Below are 18781 nucleotides of genomic sequence, written 5' to 3'. Positions count from 1 at the left end.
CCCGGAATTCATTCTTGTGAATTCTATTACACCCTCAAATCAGCATCAAAGCGCCAGCGGCCCGAACGTTCAGATTGTTTGAGCGCCTGTTCCAGTCGCGCCATGAAATCGTAGCGGCGGATTTCCTCCGCGCCCAGACTGAAAAGATGCGCCGAGGATAGCTGGCAATCGATGAACGCATAGCCCCAGCGCTCGAGCTGTCTCACCAGGTGCACGAACGCCACCTTGGAGGCGTCCGTCTCGCGGCTGAACATGGACTCACCGAAAAAGGCGTTACCCATGGCGACACCGTACAGACCGCCGACGAGCTTGTCCTCGCGCCAGGATTCGACGGAATGGGCGAGACCCCGGTCGTGCAGTACAGCATAGGCCTCGATCATCTCCGGTGTGATCCATGTGCCGCCGGTGGGATTCCCGGGCCGAGGCAGCGCGCAGTGCCGCATGACCTCACGGAACGCGGTATCGAGAGTCACGTCGAATTTTTTCCGGCTCAGTGTCTTGCGCAGGCTGCGCGCAATCTTCAGATTCGCTGGAAACAGCACGGCACGCGGGTCCGGCGACCACCACAGGATCGGCTGGCCCGGGTTGTACCAGGGAAAGATCCCGTGACGATAGGCTTCGAGCAGGCGCTCGGCGCGCAGATCGCCGCCCACGGCCAGCAGGCCCTCGGGGGAGGCCAATTCCACCGGCGGAAAGCGCAGATCGGCTGTAGTGGATTTAAGTATAAACATGGCGTGCTATTTCTCCGCGGTCAGTGCTTTTTTGAAAGGCGCATGTTCATTGAGTTCATTCACGTAGGCATGCACATCGAGACGCTCGCGCGCCAGATAGTCCGCAATGGCGCGGCTGAATTGCGGATGTGCGAGACGGTGTGCCGAGCGGGTGACCACGGGCGTGAAACCGCGTGCCAGCTTGTGCTCGCCCTGGGCGCCGGCCTCGAAACGGCTGAGCCCCTGCGCGATGCAGTATTCGATTGCGGTGTAATAGCAGGTTTCGAAATGCAGACTGTGAAAATCCCCACGGCTTCCCCAGTAGCGGCCGTAGAGCGTGTCGGTTCCGCGCAGATTCAACGCGCCCGCCACGTAGTCCGCGCCGCGCCGCGCGAACACCAGCACGATGCGGTCACGCATCGTAGCGCCCAGCTTGTGGAAAAAATCAAGCGAGAGATAGGGCATCGCGCCATGGGCACGGATGGTGGAATGATAGAACTCATGGAAAACATTCCAGTGCGATGGTTCGATCGAACTGCCGGTGTGAATTTCCATCGTAATATTCGCTTCCTGGACATGCCGACGTTCACGCCTGATCTTCTTGCGCTTGTGCGCTGTGAAGGTCGACAGGAAATCGTCGAAATCGCGGTAGCCCGGGTTACTCCAGTGAAATTGACATCCGGTACGCAGCAAATGACCTTCCGTCTCGAGCAAATCTGCATCTTCGGACGTTAAGAACAGCCAATGCAGGGAGGATATCTGGTGTTCCCGCATGAGTTCCAGGGCGCTGTCGACGAGCTGTTTTTTTATTGCCGTGGATTTAGTGCCGGCAATACTCAACAATCGCGGTCCCGTGACGGGAGTGAACGGTATGCCGGCAACCAGTTTGGGATAGTAACGCAGGCCGGCCTGCTCATAGGCGTTGGCCCAGGCCCAGTCGAACACATATTCCCCGTAAGAATGATTTTTCAGGTACAGCGGCAGGGCGCCGACAAGCTCGCCCGTCGACGACTCATCGCGTCGCACGACGAGATGTCGAGGTTGCCAGCCGGTTTTGGCGCTGACACAGCCGGTGGATTCCAGGGCCGACAGGAATTCGTGGCGCAGAAACGGATTGGATTCACCGACAAGCGCATTCCAATACGAAGCGGGAATATTTTTCAGACTGTCGACGATGCTGACATGCATGCCTTAATTCTAAACGCGCCAGGCCGAGGCATGCACGGCGTAAACGATCGACCCTATAATTTGTGGGCTAACAACCGATTAATGCCTTCCAGGTCTTGTTCCTGGAGCGTGCCGGCCGCGGCCTTCAGGCGCAGGCGGCTGATCAGATAATCGTAGCGAGCCTGGGACAGACTCAGCCGCGTGCGGAACAGCTCGCGCTGTGCATTGAGCACATCCACCCCCGTGCGCACGCCGCGCTCATAGCCGATAACGGTGGATTCGAGTGCGCGCTCGTTCGAATTCCGGGCTTGTTCCAGTGCCTGGACGCGCGCCACGCCGTTGATGACGTCGAGATAAGATTCGCGCACCTGCTGTGCCACCTGCCGCCGCGTCTGATCCAGGCGTTGACTGGCTATTTCCAGTTGCGCCACGGATTCGCGCACCTTGGACGAAATGCCACCGCCCTGATACAGCGGCATCTGGAACTGCAGCCCGATCTGGTTCGTGGTGGATTCGATAGCGAAGCCTAGTACGCTGCCGCCCGCATCGGAGTAGGCCCGCGAGGCGGTCAGGTCAAGCGTGGGAAGGTGCCCGCCGCGGCTTTTCTCGACTTCCTGCCGCGCGATGACGACCGCTTCCTGTTGCGACTTGATGCGCTGGTTTCCGTTGACGGCGGTTTCCACCCATTGATTCATGGTCGCCGGTTCAGGCCCTTGCAGATCGAGCTTTGTCTCAAGCCGTGTCAGAGTGCCGGGGTCGTTACCGGTCAGCACCCGCAAGGCCTCCTTTCTGACCTCGAAGAAATTGGTGGCCGTGATCTGCTGTGCCGCGGCGATGTCGTAGCGTGCCTGCGCCTCATGCACGTCCACGAGCGTGGCGTTGCCCACGGCGAAATTACGCCTGGCCAGCGTCAGCTGTTTGTTTATCGATTCTTTCTCCAGGATGACGAAGTCGAGCGCATCCTGGGCGGCGAGCACGTCGAAATAGGCATGACTGGTACGCAGGATCAAATCCTGTCGCGCCGTCTCCAGTTCGAGTTCCGATTGATTGGCGCCGGCGAGTCCTTGGGCATAGACGGCAGCGTTCTGCTTGTTGTACAGCGGTTGCGTGAGCTGGATGGCGTAGGCATCGGTACCGTAATGATAGGTGTTGCTGGCCATCGGCAGGGTGACTTGCTGGTCGCTTTCCGATTTGGAAGCGGAGAGCCCCAGCGTCGGCAACAGCAGCGCACGTCCCTGGGGCGCTTTTTCGATGCCGGCCTGGTATCCCGCCTGTGCCGCCAGCCAGGCTGGGTCGCTGGTTTTCGCTTGGCGATAGAGGTCGAGCAGGTCGTCGCCGGAGGCCGGGACGCTGAACACGAAAAATATGCCGATAGAAATCCAGCGATTCATGCGCTCGCCCTCTTGGCGCCCACGCGATGCGTGCGCCAATTCTCCACCAGTGAGTACACCGCCGGCACCACGATCAGGGTGAGCAAGGTGGAAGAGATCATGCCACCCACCACCACCAGCGCCAGCGGACGGTTGCTCTCCACACCGGGCCCGAGTCCGATCACCGCCGGAGTCATCGCGGCGATGACCGTGAGCGATGTGATCAGCACCGGCCGCATCCGGTGAGGACAGGCCTCGCTGAGGGCGTCATCGACACTCTTGCCCTGCGCGCGGTACTGATTGGTGAGATCGACCAGCAGAATCGAGTTCTTGGCGACCAAACCCATCAGCAGAATCATGCCGATCATGGAGAATATATTCAGCGTGGCTTCGGTCCAGAACGACGCAATCCACAACGCCGCGACGCCACCGATGATGGCAAGCGGCTGCGCCACCATGACCACGAGCGGCTGGAGCAATGAATTGAACTGGCTGGCCAACACCATGTAAATCATAATCAGCGCCATCCCGAAAGCGAAAAGTACGTAACCGCCGGTTTTGGCGAATTCCTCCGCCTGGCCGGTGAATGCGATGGAGTAGCCCGCGGGCAGAATCTCGCCGCCGATTTTCCTGACCGCGTCCGTGGCGGCGCCGAGCGGCAGGGTTTCGAGGCTGCCGTAGATGAAGCCGGCGTACTGGCGGTCACGCCGTGTGATGACGGCCGGGCCGAGGCCTTCCTCGAATTTGACCAGCGTGTCCAGGCGCACCAGATCGCCGAGCTTGTTTTTCACGTACAGGCGCTTGAGGTCGCTGGCGCTGACACGCTGGCTGGATTCCGTTTGCAGGCGGATTTTGTAGCGCTGGCTTTGGTCCTTGAACTCAGCGATGTCCACGCCGCCGGTCATGGCGTTCAGGGTCAGGGCCACGTCCTGGGCGCTGATGCCGAGTTGCGCGGCGCGCTCGCGGTCGATGGTCAGGTTAATCTGCGGCAGATCAAGTTTCAGATCCTTGTCCACCTTGGCCATGCCCTTGATGCTTCCCAGCCGCGTCACCATTTCGTCCGAGAGCCGGTCGATTTTTTGCAGGTCGGGACCGCGGATGACGAACTGCAGCGGCTCGCTGCGCTGGCCACCAATGAAACTCACGGGCGCGATAAAGGCCTCAATGCCTGGGAGTTGATTGATTTCACGCCGCAGTTGCCCCATGATTTCCTGTTGGCTGAGATTGCGCTGCGTCTTTTCCTGCAGACGCACGAGTATTTCGCCGGCGTTCACCTGGCCGATATCACCAAGGCCGATAGTCACGAAGTAACTGTAGATATCCGGGCGCTTGGCCAGGATGTCCTCGACCCGGGAAATTTTACCGGAGGTGTAATCGAGATTGGAGCCGAGCGGTGTGTGTACGCTGATGACAAAACGCGATTCGTCTTCCTCGGGCACGAATGTCTTGCCGACCTGTGCGAAGAAAAAGGTGCTGGACAACACCACGAGGGTGGCAATACCAATGACCTTCCAGCGGTGGGTAATTGCGAATCGCAGAATTGCACGATAGGCATTTTCCAGCCCGACATAAGCCCCTTCCAGTGCTTTGTACAGGCGTCCGCTGTGGTCGGGGAGCGTCAGAAAGCGCGAGCAAAGCATGGGCGTGAGTGTGAGCGATACCCACAGCGAGACCAGTACGCCGATGGTGACGACCAGCGCAAACGAACTCAGGAAGCGCCCGAGGATGCCGCTGATGAACGCGACCGGAAGGAAGATCGACACCAGGGTCAGCGTCGAGGCCAGCACGGCGAAGATTACCTGATCGGAACCGCGAATCGCCGCCTTCACCACCGCTTCGTGATCCTCCTCGCGATGGCGGAAGATGTTTTCGAGCACAACGATGGCGTCGTCGACGACCACGCCGATCAGCAGCAACAATCCAAGCATGGTAATCTTGTTCAGGGTGTAATCGGCGAAGTACATCACCGCGAATGTCGCCAGCAGCGAGACCGGGATGGCGGTAGCGACAATGAGTGTTGAGCGCCCGCTCTTGAGAAACACAAACACCATGATCGCCGCGAACAGCGTTCCCAGCAGCAGATGTTCCTGCAGCGCCTCGATGGACTGACGGATACTGACGGAATCGTCCGTGGAGTAATGTATTGACAGGCCCGGCGGCAATGCCGGAATGATTTCCTTCTCGACGCGTTGCTTGACCGCGTCCACCACCGCGACGGTATTGGCGCCACTAGTTTTGACCACGCCCAGGCCCACGGCCGGGCTGCCGTTGTAACGCGCCAGTTTGCGCGGGTCTTCCAGGCCGTCCTCGATCCGCGCCACGTCCTTGAGATAAATCGGCGAGCCCTGACGGTAGGCGACCACGAGCTTGTTCATGGCCTTGACGGTTTCAAACTCGGCGTCGAACTTGATCAGCAACTCGCGGCTTTCCCCGCCGAGAAATCCGCCCGGCAGCGAGATATGCTCGCGCACGAAGGCATTACGCACCTCGAGGGGGGAGAGATTGAATGCGTGCAGGCGTTCATTATCGAGCCAGATGCGGATGGTGCGCTTGATCTGTCCGCCGATGAGCACGTCGCCGACACCGCTGATGGTCTCGAGCCGCGGCTTGATGATTTCCTCAGCGTACGTGTTGAGCTGCTGCACGGTGCGGTCGCCCTGCAGCGCCAGCCAGATGACGGCCGAGGCACCCACCTCGACCTTGCGCACCACCGGCGGGTCGGAGTCGTCCGGCAGTCGTTTGACCACCGCATCTACCTTGGACTTGACCTCCTGGTAGGCGACATCGAGATTCTTGTCGAGATCGAACTCGACGCCGACCACCGATGCGCCCAGCGCTGAACTCGACATGATCGACTTGACCCCGGGTACCTGGCTGCAGGCCTCTTCAATGATGTCGGTGATATTCTTGTCGACGATATCCGGATCGGCGCCCTTCATGGTCGTGGTGACCGTCACCGCGGGGAAATCTATTTTGGGGAAGCGATCGAGGCCGAGGCGCATGAAACCGATGATGCCGAACAGGACAAGCACCAGGCTCACCATCAGGGTGAACACATGGCGCTTGATCGAAAATTCAGGCAGCGTCATGCGCCGGGCGCCGGGGGCGTGGTGGTGATCGCCGGCGTGACGGCGCGCACGCTGACCTTGGCGCCGTCGCTCAACAGCGCGGCGCCATCGACGGCAATAATCCACCCTGGTTGGATGCCTTCGAGTATTTCGATCATGCCGTCACGCTGGATTCCGGTTTTTACCGGGTGCGCGTGCGCTACATTATCCGAGATGACATAAACCACGGCGCCCGCGGGCCGCAGCACGATGGATTGTTCCGGTACCACCGGCATGTGGCGATGAATCTCAAGTGTCACCTCGCCGCGTATGCTGCCGGCCGGTCGCCAGCCGCCGGGGTTCTTCACCTCGACGATCACCTCAACAGTCTGGGTCATGGTGCTGAGCGCGGGGCGGATTTCGCGTATGACGCCTGTCGTCTTTTTCCTGTCCTCGAAATTGGTCAGAGTGACCGGCTGGCCAATCTTCAGACGCCGCACGATATCCAGTGGAAACGGCAGACGGATATTAATCCGGCGCGCGAGATCGTGGGTCGGATCGTAGGTATCCGCCTGGCTCAGCCAGGTTTCGGAGCCGACAGCGCTTTCCGTCAGCGGCAGGTCGCGCGCGAGGACTTGTGTCGTCGTAACATTGGCGATATTTTCCGGCGGTTTCTGTTCTTCCTTCTTGCCACATCCAACGGCGACGACGGCGATCACCAGCAGGACGGTCCAGAAGGATATGCGGCTCATCGAATTATTCCTTATTGTTGAGCGGTTGAAGACACGCCGGTTTTAACGATGCGCTTATGTTTTTTTCCCTGAGCCGGAGGCCAGTATCCCGCGAAGCAGGATATCCACGATCATGCGGGTGTAATGCGCCGGCTCATCGGCAAAGTTGACTTCTGGAAAGTGTCGGAAGACATTGCGCGCCTGAAAGAAGAATACATTGGCGCCGACGAGGAGCGTTGCCACCAGGGCAGGGTCCAGATCTGCGCGCAACTCGTTGTGCTCCTGCCCCCGGCGCAGGATCTCCACCAGTTCGGAGAAATTCTCGCCGAAAACCTGTTGCGCGATCTTGAATTCTTCCTTCGGCCTGTCCGACAGAATTTCGCGCAATATCAGACGCGCGAACTGATCGTGTTCCAGGATGCTGGCGAGATGACTATCGGTGAATTGCGCGAGATTGGCGGCCACCGCGCCGGATTGGGCGACCATGTGCTTAAACTGCTGCGTGGTTGCGTCGCAGGCATTGCGCAGAACCGCTTGGTAGAGCGCATTTTTGGAACTGAAATGATGAAAAACATTGGCTTTGCTGACGCCGACGTGTTCAGCAATGGCGTTTATCGAGACCGCCTCAAACCCGTGTTCCGCGAAAAGTGCTTCGGCGGCCGCGAGGATCCGGGCGGCGGTATCGCTGCCCGAACGAGCATGGCAGGCCGTTGTACCTGGTGTCATCACGGGTCTCTTGCCTATCTCTCTGGTTTACCGCGATAATTAACTGACCGATCGGTCAGTATGAAAATGCTAGCGTGAAATCAGCCCCCATGCAACGTGAAACGTGCCTAGTTTGGACTGACGACGACAATCCGCCACAATAGTTTTGCCGCCGTGGCATATGGAATTACCAAAAGAAAAGCGAGTCTATATATAGGGATGTCCGCTGAATGCCATCGCCCGCCCAGATGAGAATAATTTCCCTTACTTTGTTGCTGGGCCTAGTGCCGTCCGCATGGGCAGGGCCGCCTACGGTATTGATCTGGGAGACCTGCGTGCAGGAGGCGACGGCAAATAACCCCGACATTCGCAGCGCCCGCGCCAATCTGGAAGCCGCGAGTTTCAACGCCAAGGGCGCCTATAGCGGCTATCTCCCGCAACTTTCCGCAGGTTCCAGTTACACCGACAGATTTGATTCAGAGGCGACATCGGGTATTGCCGGACTGTCCACGACATCGGGCGCGACCTACAACGCCTCGCTCCTGCTCAGCCAAAATCTTTTTGCCGGTTTTCAGGACCGAGCCAAGATCGAACAAGGCGCGGCTAACCGCGAAGTCTCCGAAGCGAGTCTGGCGGCGGCAAAGGCAAAATTAAGTCAGGATCTCAAAGTCGCATTTACCGGATTAAAGTACGCGCAGGACAATGTCCTCCTAACAGAGAAGATTATGCATCGTCAGGAAGAAAACCTGCGTCTCGTCGAACTGCGTTTCGAGAGCGGAAATGAGAACAAGGGTTCCTTCCTTCAGACGAAAGCCTCGCTGGCGCAGGCACGCTATGATCATTTCCAGTCACAGCATGATCTTGTTTCGGCGCAGGCGCAGCTGGCACAAGTACTCGGCCGCCGCGAGACGGATGAACTTGAGGCGCGCGGGGACATTCCGCTCACAGAGCCCGGAACGGTTCCTGACTTTCGTGAACTCACTCGGCAGGTTCCCAATTATCAGCAGGCGGCGGCGCAACAGAAATCCGCCGTCGCGGGCGTTACACTGGCACGCTCCGGTTTATACCCCAGCCTCAATCTTTCGGGCAGTTATGGTCGTGCGGGAAACGACTGGTTTCCCGACGCCACGCAACGCATAGTGATTCTTAATCTCAATGTGCCGATCTACAGCGGTGGCAAAGATTACTACGCGACCAAGAGCGCGGTATCGAGTCTCGATGCGGCGGCCTCGAACACGGACTCCACGGAACATCAGCTGTTGTTGAACCTCAAGCAAACCTATGCGAGTTATGCCGAGTCGGTGGAGAAGCTCAAAGTAGACCAGGCCTTCCTGGAGGCGGCATTCACGCGCGCGGAAATTGCGCGTAGCAAATACAACAATGGTCTCATGTCATTTGAAGATTGGGACCGTCTCGAGAGCGATCTCATTCAAAGGCAAAAAAACTTCCTGCAAAGCCAGCGCGATCGGGTTGTGGCCGAGGCGGCCTGGGAGCAGGCGCAGGGGAAAGGGGTGATTTCATGAAGATTCTGGATGCGATGCGTGAGCACCGCATGGTGGTGGTGGCTGCTGTGCTGGTTCTGGTGGCCGGGGGAGGCGCCGCCACGTACTGGATTTCAGGCCGCAACGTGCAGCCGGATTATCGTGAGGTGAGCGTTGAACGCGGCGATCTCGACGTCACGATCCTGAGTACCGGCACCGTGGCGCCCAAGAACCGGCTCGAAATCAAGGCGCCGGTCCCGGGGCGGGCAGAACAGGCATTGGTGGATGAGGGTTACAAAGTCACCAAGGGTCAGATTCTCGCCTGGATGAGCTCCACCGAGCGCGCCGCGCTCATTGACGCGGCACGTGCCAGAGGTCCAGATGAACTGAAGCACTGGGAAGAACTTTATCGGCCCACGCCGATTCTCGCGCCGGTGAACGGCACCATTATTACTCGTAACATCGAAGCGGGTCAGACCTTCACCAGCGCGGACGCCATATTCGTGATGTCGGATTATCTGATCGTGGTGGCTCAGGTCGACGAGACCGATCTTGCCCAGATTCGTCTCGGCCAGCCGGCCAGCATCGTTCTGGATGCCTATCCGGACCAGCCATTCACCGGCAAAGCGAACGAAATCGCCTACGACGCCAAGACCGTGAACAACGTTACCACCTATTCGGTCAACGTCCTGCCCGATAAAACTCCGGCCTTCATGCGCAGCGGAATGACGGCGAACGTCAGTTTCGTCACGGCTTCGCGCCGGGGCGTTTTGCTGCTGCCCGCGGACGCTATTAAGGTTCGCGGGAGTCATTCTTATGTGCTTCTGGCACCGGCTCAGCCGAATGGCCAGCCAGTGGAGAAGGAGATCAAGACCGGATTGAGCGACGGCAAACACGTCGAGGTGCTGGAGGGAGTTTCGGAGAAGGATCGCCTGCTGGTCGTGCGCATCCGCGCCAGCGGCAGCGAAGGCACATCGAGCCCGTTCATGCCGTTCGGCAGAAAGCGGTAAGCGGTGCTCGCGTGCGCCATACGGGAATGGAGAACCACGCTCTTACCAAACTGTCCCGGCGGAGTCACCCACACATAGCTTTTGAGATCGCGCCCAAAGCGTGCGATACCATTCAAACTCTGGGTCCGGCTTTCGCAGGAATGACGACGATGTTGTTACGTGACTGAATGATAGAACTCAAAGACATCCACAAGACCTACCGCATGGGCGATACGACCGTTTATGCCTTGCGCGGTGTAACGTTGAGAATCGAGCCCGGTGAGTTTGTCGCCATCACCGGTCCGTCCGGCTCCGGCAAGTCCACTCTCATGCATGTGATCGGGCTGCTCGATACCCCCGACTCCGGTTCCTACCGGCTTGATGGCCGGGAGGTGGCGAATCTCGAGGAAGACGAGCTGGCAGTGATGCGCCGCGAGGCCATCGGTTTCGTGTTCCAGCAGTTCAATCTTCTGCCGCGCGTCGCCGCGGACGAGAACGTGGCCATGCCGCTGCTGTATTCGCGCCACCGGCTCGATCTGGGGCGCGCCGACACCTTGCTCGGGCAGGTGGGGCTCAAGGAGCGGGTGCATCACAAGCCGAACGAGCTCTCGGGCGGACAACAGCAGCGCGTGGCTATTGCCCGCGCGCTGGTGAACGAACCGCGCATCATTCTTGCGGACGAGCCGACCGGCAATCTCGACACCGCCAGCCAACAGGAAATCCTCGCTGTGCTGAGAGATCTGAATCGCCGGGGCATTACCATTGTGATGGTCACGCACGAAGAGGAAGTGGCGCGCGAGGCGCGCCGACGCATACGCATCCGCGACGGAATAGTGCAGTCGGATGAGCGTAACGGCGTGGAACCATCCACGACGCCGGCGATGGTCTTGCCGCCGTCCACGGAAAAACGCTGGCAACTCAGGGAGATCGGCGAACATCTGCGCCAGGGATTGCGCGCACTGGCGGCCAACAAGGTGCGCACGGCGCTGTCGATGCTTGGTATCCTGATCGGCGTCGCTGCGGTGGTCGCGATGCTGGCGCTGGGAAGCGGGGCACAGAAAGCGATCGAGACTTCGCTCGCCTCCTTGGGATCGAACATGCTCTTGCTGCGCCCGGGAGCGATACGCGTCGCGGGCGTGGCGCAGGAGGCCGGGGCGACGACGCGACTGACGATCGATGACGTGGCGGCTATCCGGGAACATGTGCCGGGTGTCAAGGAAGCCGCGCCCAATGTTACCGGGCGAGTGCGCGCGACGTTCGAGAACAAGAACTGGAACACGCTGGTCCGTGGAACCGGGCCGGAGTACGCCGAGATGCGTGCATCTGAGCCTCAGGCGGGTCGTTTTTTCACCGAAGCGGAGAATCAGCGCCGCGCGCGCGTCGCGCTGGTCGGGTTGACGGTGGTGCGAGAGCTGTTCGGCGACCGGAATCCCGTCGGGGAATTCATCAAGCTCAACAGGGTCAACTTCCAGGTGATCGGGGTGCTTCCGGAGAAGGGTGCGACCGGATTTCAGGATCAGGATGACGTTGTCGTGATTCCGGTGCTGACCGCCATGTATCGACTACTTGGCAAGGACTACGTGGATTACATCGACATCGAGGCCGAAACGTCCGCTGACCTGCAGCCGGTGACCGACACCGTGACGCAGCTCATGCTTACGCGGCACAAGGTTCCGCCCTCGCAGCGGCAGGACGCGTACCAGATACGCAATCTCGCCGACATCCAGTCGGCGCTCTCGGAAAGCAGCCGCACCATGTCAATGCTGCTGGCCGTGATCGCGGCGATCTCGCTGTTTGTGGGCGGTATCGGCATCATGAACATCATGCTGGTGTCGGTCACGGAACGCACGCGCGAGGTGGGCCTGCGCAAGGCCGTCGGCGCTCGCCGCCGCGACATCCTCTGGCAGTTCCTGATCGAGGCCGTCGTGGTCAGCGTCACCGGCGGGCTCGCGGGCATCGTTTTAGGCTGGTTGATTACCGTGGCGCTCTCGCTGTTGGCCGGGTGGACTACCTCCGTGTCAGTCGGCGCGGTGCTGCTCGCTTTTCTTTTCTCGGCCGGCATCGGCATCGTCTTCGGCATCTATCCCGCGCGCAAGGCCGCGCGCTTGAATCCCATTGAAGCCCTGCGTTACGAATAGGCCGGCGCGCGCGTGATGTGATAAATTGCTTGCCATATTCGTACTCAAGAACAACCAACTGGCGCTATCCATGAATCTTCACGAATACCAGGCCAAGGCCCTGCTCGCGGAATACGGCATTCCAGTCCCGTCGGGCCGGCCGGCATTTTCCGTGGACGAAGCCCTGGAAGCGGCCGATGAACTGGGCGGCGACACCTGGGTGGTGAAGGCGCAGATCCACGCCGGCGGACGCGGCAAAGCCGGCGGGGTGAAAAAGGTCGTCGGTCGCGAGGCGTTGGAACGGGCCGCGGCGGGGCTGCTCGGCACGCGGCTGGTGACGGATCAGACCGGCCCCGCCGGACAGCCCGTGAAGCGGCTGCTCGTTGAACTGCCGAGCGTGGTGCTGAATGAACTCTACCTGGCGTGTCTCGTGGACCGCGCGCTCGAGCGTATCGTGTTCATTGCGTCGAGCGCCGGCGGCATGGACATCGAGACGATCGCCGCGAAGCATCCGGAGAAAATCCTGAGGGCGGTCGCCGATCCCGTGGCCGGCCTGCAGGCGTACCAGTGCCGCGAGATCGGTTTTGCCCTAGGCCTCAAGGACAAGCAGATTGCCGCGATCTCGCGGCTCATGCTGAGTCTCTATCATCTGTTCTGCGCCCGTGACTTGAGCCTTGTCGAGATCAACCCGCTCGCCGTGATTTCGGACGGCGAACTGATCGCGCTCGACGCCAAGATCCAGGTCGACGACAACGCGCTGTTCCGCCAGAAGTCCCTGGAGGAATTGCACGACGCTTCGCAGGACGACCCCAAGGAACACAAGGCGCACGAAATCGGTCTCAGCTACGTCGCGCTCGACGGCAACATCGGCTGCATGGTGAACGGCGCTGGACTCGCGATGGCGACCATGGACCTGATCAAGCTGCACGGCGGGGCGCCGGCGAATTTCCTCGACGTCGGCGGCGGCACCACCGCGGACAAGGTGGCCGAGGCGTTCAAGCTCATTCTTTCCGATACGAACGTGAAGGCGATCCTGGTCAACATTTTCGGCGGCATCGTGCGCTGCGATCTCATCGCCGAGGGCATCATCAAGGCAGTGAAGGAGGTCGGGATAACGATTCCCGTGGTCGTGCGCCTCGAAGGCACGAACGTGGACAAGGGACGTGCGCTGCTGAAGGGCAGTGGTTTGAAAATCACCGCGGCGGACAGCCTGACGAACGCCGCGAAGCTGGTCGTCGCGTCTGCGAAATGAATTCGAAATAATCTGAAATCTTAATTTCGATATGAAAAGATGAGCATACTGGTTAATAAGAATACGAAGGTGATCTGCCAGGGCTTCACCGGCAAGCAGGGCACGTTCCATTCCGAGCAGGCGATTGCTTACGGCACCAAGATGGTCGGCGGCGTAACGCCGGGCAAGGGCGGGCAAACGCACCTGGGATTGCCGGTGTTCGATACGGTGCGCGCGGCGGTACACGAAACCGGCGCGGATGCAACCATGATCTACGTGCCGGCGGCGTTCGCCGCCGATTCCATCCTCGAGGCGGCCGCAGCGGGCATAAAAGTGATCGCGTGCATCACCGAGGGAATTCCGGTGCGCGACATGCGCAAGGTCAAGGCGGCGCTGCATCAGTATCAGGGCATTGCGCTCATCGGTCCCAACTGTCCCGGTCTCATCACGCCCGGCGAATGCAAGATCGGTATCATGCCGGGCGCGATTCACAAGCCGGGCGCGATCGGTATCGTGTCGCGCTCGGGCACGCTGACTTATGAAGCCGTGTACCAGACCACGCAGGAGGGGCTTGGCCAGAGCACCTGTGTCGGCATCGGCGGCGATCCGATCCAGGGCCTCAATTTCGTGGACTGCCTGCGGATGTTCGAGGCCGATCCCGCGACCCGCGGCGTGGTGATGGTGGGCGAGATCGGCGGGCAGGCGGAGGAGGACGCCGCCGCGTATATAAAGAATCATGTCAAGAAGCCGGTGGTGGCGTATATCGCCGGTGTGACCGCGCCCAAAGGCAAGCGCATGGGGCATGCCGGCGCGGTGATCGCCGGTGGCCGTGGCACGGCCGAAGAGAAGTTCCTCGCGCTTCAGGCGGCCGGTGTGCACATCGTGCGCTCACCCGCGGAGATCGGCGCGCGCATGCGCGAAGTGCTTACCTGACATGGGATCGCGCCTGCGCATTGTCCTCGGCCAGCTGAACCTGCTGGTGGGTGACGTCCCGGGCAATGCCGCGAAGATCATATCCAACGCGCTACGCGCGCGCGATGAACTCAAGGCACACGTCGTTGTATTTCCCGAGCTGGCGTTGACCGGTTACCCGCCGGAGGACCTGCTGCTGCGTCCCGACCTCACGGTGCGCGTGGAGCTCGCGCTGGGTGAGATGCTGAGGGAAATATCGGGAATCGATGTCATCGTCGGTTATCCCAAGCGACAGTACGGAAAACTTTTCAATGCCGCGTCGCTGCTGCGCGACGGCAAAGTGGCGGCAACCTATTTCAAGCACCGTCTTCCCAACTATGGCGTCTTCGACGAGAAGCGCTATTTCGTCGAAGGTACGAATCCCTGCGTGATCGACCTGCAGGGCGTGCCCACCGGCATCACCCTCTGCGAGGACGTGTGGGAGCAGGGCCCGGTGGAGCAGGCACAGAACGCCGGCGCGAAACTCATGATCAATCTGAACGCCTCGCCATTCCACAAGAACAAGGGAAAAGAGCGGTTTGACGTCGTCGCCCGCCGTGCGCGCGCCAACGGCGTACCGATCGTTTATCTGAATCTCGTCGGCGGCCAGGACGAACTAGTGTTTGACGGCGATTCCTTCGTGGTGGACGGTCGGGGCGAAATGACCCAGCGCACACCGGCCTTCGTGGAGGGGTTGTATCTCGTTGAAGTCGACGCCGATGGGCAGGTCACGCCCATTACCGGCCCGATCATGCCGGAACTGTCCGAGGAGGAAAGTGTGTATACCGCGCTGGTGCTGGGGGTGCGCGATTATATCGGCAAGAACGGTTTTGCCGGTGCGGTGATCGGCCTGTCCGGCGGCATCGATTCGGCGCTCACGCTGTGTCTCGCGGTGGATGCCATCGGTGCGTCACGGGTCGAGGCCGTCATGATGCCATCGCAATATACCGCTGCGATGAGCCTGGAGGACGCGCGCTTCCAGGCCACAACGCTGGGCGTGAAATACAGCTTCATTCCGATCGACCCCATGTTCGAATCGTTTCTCGGCGCGCTCAAGGAGGAATTCAAGGGCATGGAGCCGGATACCACCGAAGAGAATATTCAGGCACGCATCCGCGGCACTTTGCTCATGGCGATATCGAACAAGACGCGCAAGATGGTGCTGACGACCGGCAACAAGAGCGAGATGTCGGTGGGCTATGCCACGCTCTACGGCGACATGGCCGGCGGCTTCGCCGCCATCAAGGACGTGCCCAAGACGCTGGTGTATCGCCTGGCCGAGTACCGTAACAAGATCAAACCGGTTATTCCCCGGCGCGTGTTCGAGCGCCCGCCCTCGGCCGAGTTGGCGCCCGACCAGCAAGATACGGACAGCCTGCCGCCGTATTCGGTGCTCGATCCGATCCTTGAGCGCTATGTCGAACTGGACCAGTCCACGGATGATATTATCGCCGCGGGTTTCGACGAGGCCATCGTGCGCCGGGTGTTGCGTATGGTGGAGCGCAATGAATACAAGCGTCGGCAGGCAGCCCCCGGTGTGCGAATTACGCCGCGGGCTTTCGGCCGCGACCGGCGCTACCCCATCACCTCTGGCTATGGCGCTGAAACGAAAAATGAACCCGGTGGCAATGGCCCGGCAGGTGGTATTTAATAGATGTCAGACATCCGACATACGACTCGAGGTTTCCGGCAATGAAAAAAATCGACTGCATCATCAAGCCCTTCAAGCTCGACGACGTCCGCGAGGCCTTGTCCGAAGCCGGCGTCAGCGGTCTGACCGTGACCGAGGTCAAGGGGTTCGGCCGGCAAAAGGGGCACACGGAACTCTACCGCGGCGCGGAATACGTCGTGGATTTCCTGCCCAAGGTGAAGATCGAAATCGTGGTCGCGGACGACATGTTGGACCGCTGCATTGAGGCCATTACGAATGCCGCGCGCACCGGCAAGATCGGCGATGGAAAAATATTCGTGACGGCCGTCGAACAAGTGGTCCGTATTCGTACCGGCGAGCAGGGGCCGGAAGCGATTTAATCCCCGATCGAAGCAAGACCCGTGGCGTCGTAGCTCAGCGGTTTGCTGCGACTGGTTCGATCTCGGCGAGATAACGGCTGTTCGGAAAGTTCTTGGCCAGCACGCGCATCGTATCCTTCTGCATATCGTTCATGCCCATGGCCTTGTAGGACAACGCCATGATCCCGAGGGCGTCTTCGGTGGAAGGCGTGCGCGGATAAGTTGCCAGCGCGTATTTGCTGCGATTGATCGCAGCGACATAGCTGCTGCGTTCATAATAGAAACGCGCCACCTGCGTTTCGTATTTTGCTTGCGCTTCGAACAGATACGCCATGCGTTGCCGGGCATCCTCGGCGTAGCGGCTGTTGGGAAAGCGCTCCACCAACTCGCGGAACGCGCTGTAGGACTCGAGCGCGCCCTTGGGGTCGCGGTCGGAAAGATCGTCTTTGGCGCCGAGAAGCCAGTTGGCGAAGCTCTTCTCGCCGTGGAAATTCACCAGGCCCTTGAGGTAATAGGCGTAATCCACGTTCGGGTGGGTGGGGTGCAGACGGATGAAGCGGTCGGCGGCGGCGATGGCGAGCGCCGGCTCGTCGAATTTGTAGTTGGCATAGGCGATTTCCAGTTGCGCCTGTTCGGAGTAGCGGCCATAGGGGTAACGCGCTTCCAGGCTCTCGAAATACTTGATGCCGGTTTCATAGTCACCGTCCGTCACTTTATCCTTGGCTTCCTTGTACAATTTCTCCGGCGGCCAGTTCTTGGTCGGGTCGTCGAGGCCGGAGCACCCGGCGAAAAACAGCGCAATGAAAAGAACGGCGATCAATCCGGTGATGCGATACATGATTCGATTTGCCCCGACACAACGTATAAAGTCACACCAGCTTAACCCGATTTCGCCGCGCCGGAAAGGCCGGCGGCAGACATGAACCAGGAAAAAAAACTATCGGCGTCGATCCCGCCCGAACTGGCCGGCCAGCGGCTCGACCAGGCACTGTCGGCGTTATTCACCGACGTCACCCGTTCCCAGCTGCAACAGTGGATCGAGGATGGCCGCGTGCTGCTCAATGGCCGAATTCCGCGCAAACGCGACAAGGTCAGGCAAGACGATGCTTTGGAAATCCTGGCGCCGCCGCCGGCGCAGGGCAACTGGAAAGCGCAGGCAATACCGCTCGAGATTGTTCATGAAGACGGCGACATCCTCGTCATCAACAAGCCACCGGGATTGGTGGTGCATCCTGGCGCGGGCAATCCGGAGGGAACCCTGCTGAATGCCCTGCTGAATCATGCCCCGGCACTGGCCGCGCTCCCGCGTGCCGGGATCGTGCACCGGCTCGACAAGGACACCTCCGGCTTGATGGTGGTCGCGAAGACCGAACGCGCCCGTCAGCACCTGATCGAACAGCTCCAGGAGCACAGCGTCGAGCGCGAATATCTCACGATCGTCAACGGCGTCATGGTGGCGGGCGGGACGATCGACGCGCCGATCGGGCGTCATCGAACCCAACGTACGCGCATGGCGGTGAGCGACCGGGGGAAACCGGCCGTGAGCCATTACCGGGTGATGAAGAAATACCGCGCACACACACTGGTGCAGGTGAAGCTCGAATCCGGCCGCACGCACCAGATCCGCGTGCATATGGCGCATTTGCATTATCCCGTGGTCGGCGATCCGGTGTACGGTGGACGCTTGAAAATACCCGCTGGCGCGAGCGAGCATCTCAAAAATGAACTGCGGCACTTCAGACGCCAGGCCTTGCATGCACTGAAGCTTTCATTGATTCATCCAGGGACGGGAAAGCGGGTGCAGTGGGCGACGTCGGTACCGGAGGACATGAGTAAATTGATGGAGGCCTTGGCGCAGGATGCCAAGGTCTATTCGAAATAATTTTTTAATTGTAGCGTGCGCTCCGCGCACGATTAAAATGCTAATTACGGGTGGCTCCGCCCCTGCACCCTGGGTTACCTTTCTTTGCTCGTGCAAAGAAAGGTAACCGAAAGAAAGCACGCCCGGGCCGCTCACCGCGCCTACTGCGCGCGGTGCCCTCCGCTCCTCACGAAGCCGGGCGCGAGCCTAACTCGCCGGGCGCTGAGCAACGCGCCTCGGCTCGACCAGAAGTCTCGCGAAGACTTCCCGGCTTCGCTGCGGTGCTCGACTCGCAACACGGGAGGTTAGCCACCCACCTCCGGCCTAAGCGCGGGAGGTGTTTTCAAATCCCCGTAGCCGCCGCCGAGCATCTCAGCCAAAATCGGAAGCAGCGAGCCTCGTGTTTGAGCC

15 protein-coding genes are annotated in these 18781 nt (G+C 60.2%); 8 read left to right on the top strand and 7 right to left on the bottom strand.

Annotation, left to right across the window (positions count from 1 at the left end):
* Nucleotides 1-26 precede the first annotated feature (26 nt).
* From aat to WB402_RS01765, 6 genes are read right to left on the bottom strand one after another with little or no spacing between them, the layout of a single operon-like run.
* A complete protein-coding gene (gene aat, locus WB402_RS01790; RefSeq protein WP_424205174.1) occupies nt 27-725 on the bottom strand; it encodes a leucyl/phenylalanyl-tRNA--protein transferase in 699 nt (232 codons plus the stop codon).
* A 12-nt stretch (nt 726-737) separates the two neighbouring features.
* Nucleotides 738-1898, bottom strand: coding sequence for a GNAT family N-acetyltransferase (locus WB402_RS01785; RefSeq protein WP_424205149.1), 1161 nt, complete (start codon nt 1896-1898; stop codon nt 738-740).
* Nucleotides 1899-1951: 53 nt separating this feature from the next.
* A complete protein-coding gene (locus WB402_RS01780; RefSeq protein WP_424205148.1) occupies nt 1952-3268 on the bottom strand; it encodes a TolC family outer membrane protein in 1317 nt (438 codons plus the stop codon).
* The gene (locus WB402_RS01775; RefSeq protein WP_424205147.1) at nt 3265-6336 is read right to left on the bottom strand and encodes an efflux RND transporter permease subunit; all 3072 of its coding nucleotides are present in this window, start codon (nt 6334-6336) and stop codon (nt 3265-3267) included. The genes WB402_RS01780 and WB402_RS01775 overlap by 4 nt, the downstream gene beginning before the upstream one ends.
* A complete protein-coding gene (locus WB402_RS01770) occupies nt 6333-7046 on the bottom strand; it encodes an efflux RND transporter periplasmic adaptor subunit (protein ID WP_424205146.1) in 714 nt (237 codons plus the stop codon). Before WB402_RS01770 ends, WB402_RS01775 begins: the two co-directional genes overlap by 4 nt.
* A 54-nt stretch (nt 7047-7100) precedes the next feature.
* Entirely contained in the window at nt 7101-7751 is a 651-nt protein-coding gene (locus tag WB402_RS01765; RefSeq protein WP_424205145.1) for a TetR/AcrR family transcriptional regulator, read from the bottom strand.
* 314 nt (nt 7752-8065) lie between these two features.
* Between WB402_RS01765 and WB402_RS01760 the strand changes: the two genes are divergently transcribed.
* The 7 genes from WB402_RS01760 (at nt 8066) to WB402_RS01730 (ending at nt 16530) form a co-directional block, all read left to right on the top strand.
* Nucleotides 8066-9253: a TolC family protein gene (locus tag WB402_RS01760; RefSeq protein WP_424205144.1), complete on the top strand. Its 1188-nt coding sequence runs from the start codon at nt 8066-8068 to the stop codon at nt 9251-9253.
* Nucleotides 9250-10221, top strand: coding sequence for an efflux RND transporter periplasmic adaptor subunit (locus WB402_RS01755; RefSeq protein WP_424205143.1), 972 nt, complete (start codon nt 9250-9252; stop codon nt 10219-10221). Before WB402_RS01760 ends, WB402_RS01755 begins: the two co-directional genes overlap by 4 nt.
* Before the next feature lie 167 nt (nt 10222-10388).
* Nucleotides 10389-12338 carry an ABC transporter permease gene (locus tag WB402_RS01750; RefSeq protein ID WP_424205142.1) on the top strand — a complete coding sequence of 650 codons (1950 nt, stop codon included), beginning with the start codon at nt 10389-10391 and terminating at the stop codon, nt 12336-12338.
* A gap of 70 nt (nt 12339-12408) precedes the next feature.
* Complete coding sequence (gene sucC / locus WB402_RS01745) at nt 12409-13569, top strand: ADP-forming succinate--CoA ligase subunit beta (RefSeq protein ID WP_424205140.1); 1161 nt, start codon at nt 12409-12411, stop codon at nt 13567-13569.
* 39 nt (nt 13570-13608) lie between these two features.
* Complete coding sequence (gene sucD / locus WB402_RS01740) at nt 13609-14481, top strand: succinate--CoA ligase subunit alpha (protein ID WP_424205138.1); 873 nt, start codon at nt 13609-13611, stop codon at nt 14479-14481.
* 1 nt (nt 14482) lies between these two features.
* Entirely contained in the window at nt 14483-16150 is a 1668-nt protein-coding gene (locus WB402_RS01735; protein ID WP_424205137.1) for an NAD+ synthase, read from the top strand.
* Nucleotides 16151-16191: 41 nt separating this feature from the next.
* The gene (locus WB402_RS01730) at nt 16192-16530 is read left to right on the top strand and encodes a P-II family nitrogen regulator (RefSeq protein ID WP_424205135.1); all 339 of its coding nucleotides are present in this window, start codon (nt 16192-16194) and stop codon (nt 16528-16530) included.
* 34 nt (nt 16531-16564) lie between these two features.
* Here the strand turns inward: WB402_RS01730 and WB402_RS01725 are convergent, their stop codons facing one another.
* A complete protein-coding gene (locus WB402_RS01725) occupies nt 16565-17347 on the bottom strand; it encodes an outer membrane protein assembly factor BamD (RefSeq protein ID WP_424205133.1) in 783 nt (260 codons plus the stop codon).
* Between the two features lie 81 nt (nt 17348-17428).
* Between WB402_RS01725 and rluD the strand changes: the two genes are divergently transcribed.
* Entirely contained in the window at nt 17429-18391 is a 963-nt protein-coding gene (gene rluD, locus WB402_RS01720; RefSeq protein ID WP_424205131.1) for a 23S rRNA pseudouridine(1911/1915/1917) synthase RluD, read from the top strand.
* The last annotated feature ends 390 nt before the right edge of the window (nt 18392-18781 follow it).

This window comes from Sulfuricaulis sp., assembly GCF_049587675.1.
Classification (GTDB): domain Bacteria; phylum Pseudomonadota; class Gammaproteobacteria; order Acidiferrobacterales; family Sulfurifustaceae; genus Sulfuricaulis.
This window is presented reverse-complemented; position numbering and strand designations above follow the sequence as displayed.

Coding starts and splice junctions, on each gene's coding strand:
- WB402_RS01730 (WP_424205135.1), top strand. CDS start 16,192: ATGAAAAAAATCGACTGCATCATCAAGCCCTTCAAGCTCGACGACGTC.
- WB402_RS01785 (WP_424205149.1), bottom strand. CDS start 1,898: ATGCATGTCAGCATCGTCGACAGTCTGAAAAATATTCCCGCTTCGTAT.
- WB402_RS01735 (WP_424205137.1), top strand. CDS start 14,483: ATGGGATCGCGCCTGCGCATTGTCCTCGGCCAGCTGAACCTGCTGGTG.
- WB402_RS01775 (WP_424205147.1), bottom strand. CDS start 6,336: ATGACGCTGCCTGAATTTTCGATCAAGCGCCATGTGTTCACCCTGATG.
- WB402_RS01725 (WP_424205133.1), bottom strand. CDS start 17,347: ATGTATCGCATCACCGGATTGATCGCCGTTCTTTTCATTGCGCTGTTT.
- sucD (WP_424205138.1), top strand. CDS start 13,609: ATGAGCATACTGGTTAATAAGAATACGAAGGTGATCTGCCAGGGCTTC.
- WB402_RS01780 (WP_424205148.1), bottom strand. CDS start 3,268: ATGAATCGCTGGATTTCTATCGGCATATTTTTCGTGTTCAGCGTCCCG.
- sucC (WP_424205140.1), top strand. CDS start 12,409: ATGAATCTTCACGAATACCAGGCCAAGGCCCTGCTCGCGGAATACGGC.
- rluD (WP_424205131.1), top strand. CDS start 17,429: ATGAACCAGGAAAAAAAACTATCGGCGTCGATCCCGCCCGAACTGGCC.
- WB402_RS01765 (WP_424205145.1), bottom strand. CDS start 7,751: ATGACACCAGGTACAACGGCCTGCCATGCTCGTTCGGGCAGCGATACC.
- WB402_RS01750 (WP_424205142.1), top strand. CDS start 10,389: ATGATAGAACTCAAAGACATCCACAAGACCTACCGCATGGGCGATACG.
- WB402_RS01755 (WP_424205143.1), top strand. CDS start 9,250: ATGAAGATTCTGGATGCGATGCGTGAGCACCGCATGGTGGTGGTGGCT.
- WB402_RS01770 (WP_424205146.1), bottom strand. CDS start 7,046: ATGAGCCGCATATCCTTCTGGACCGTCCTGCTGGTGATCGCCGTCGTC.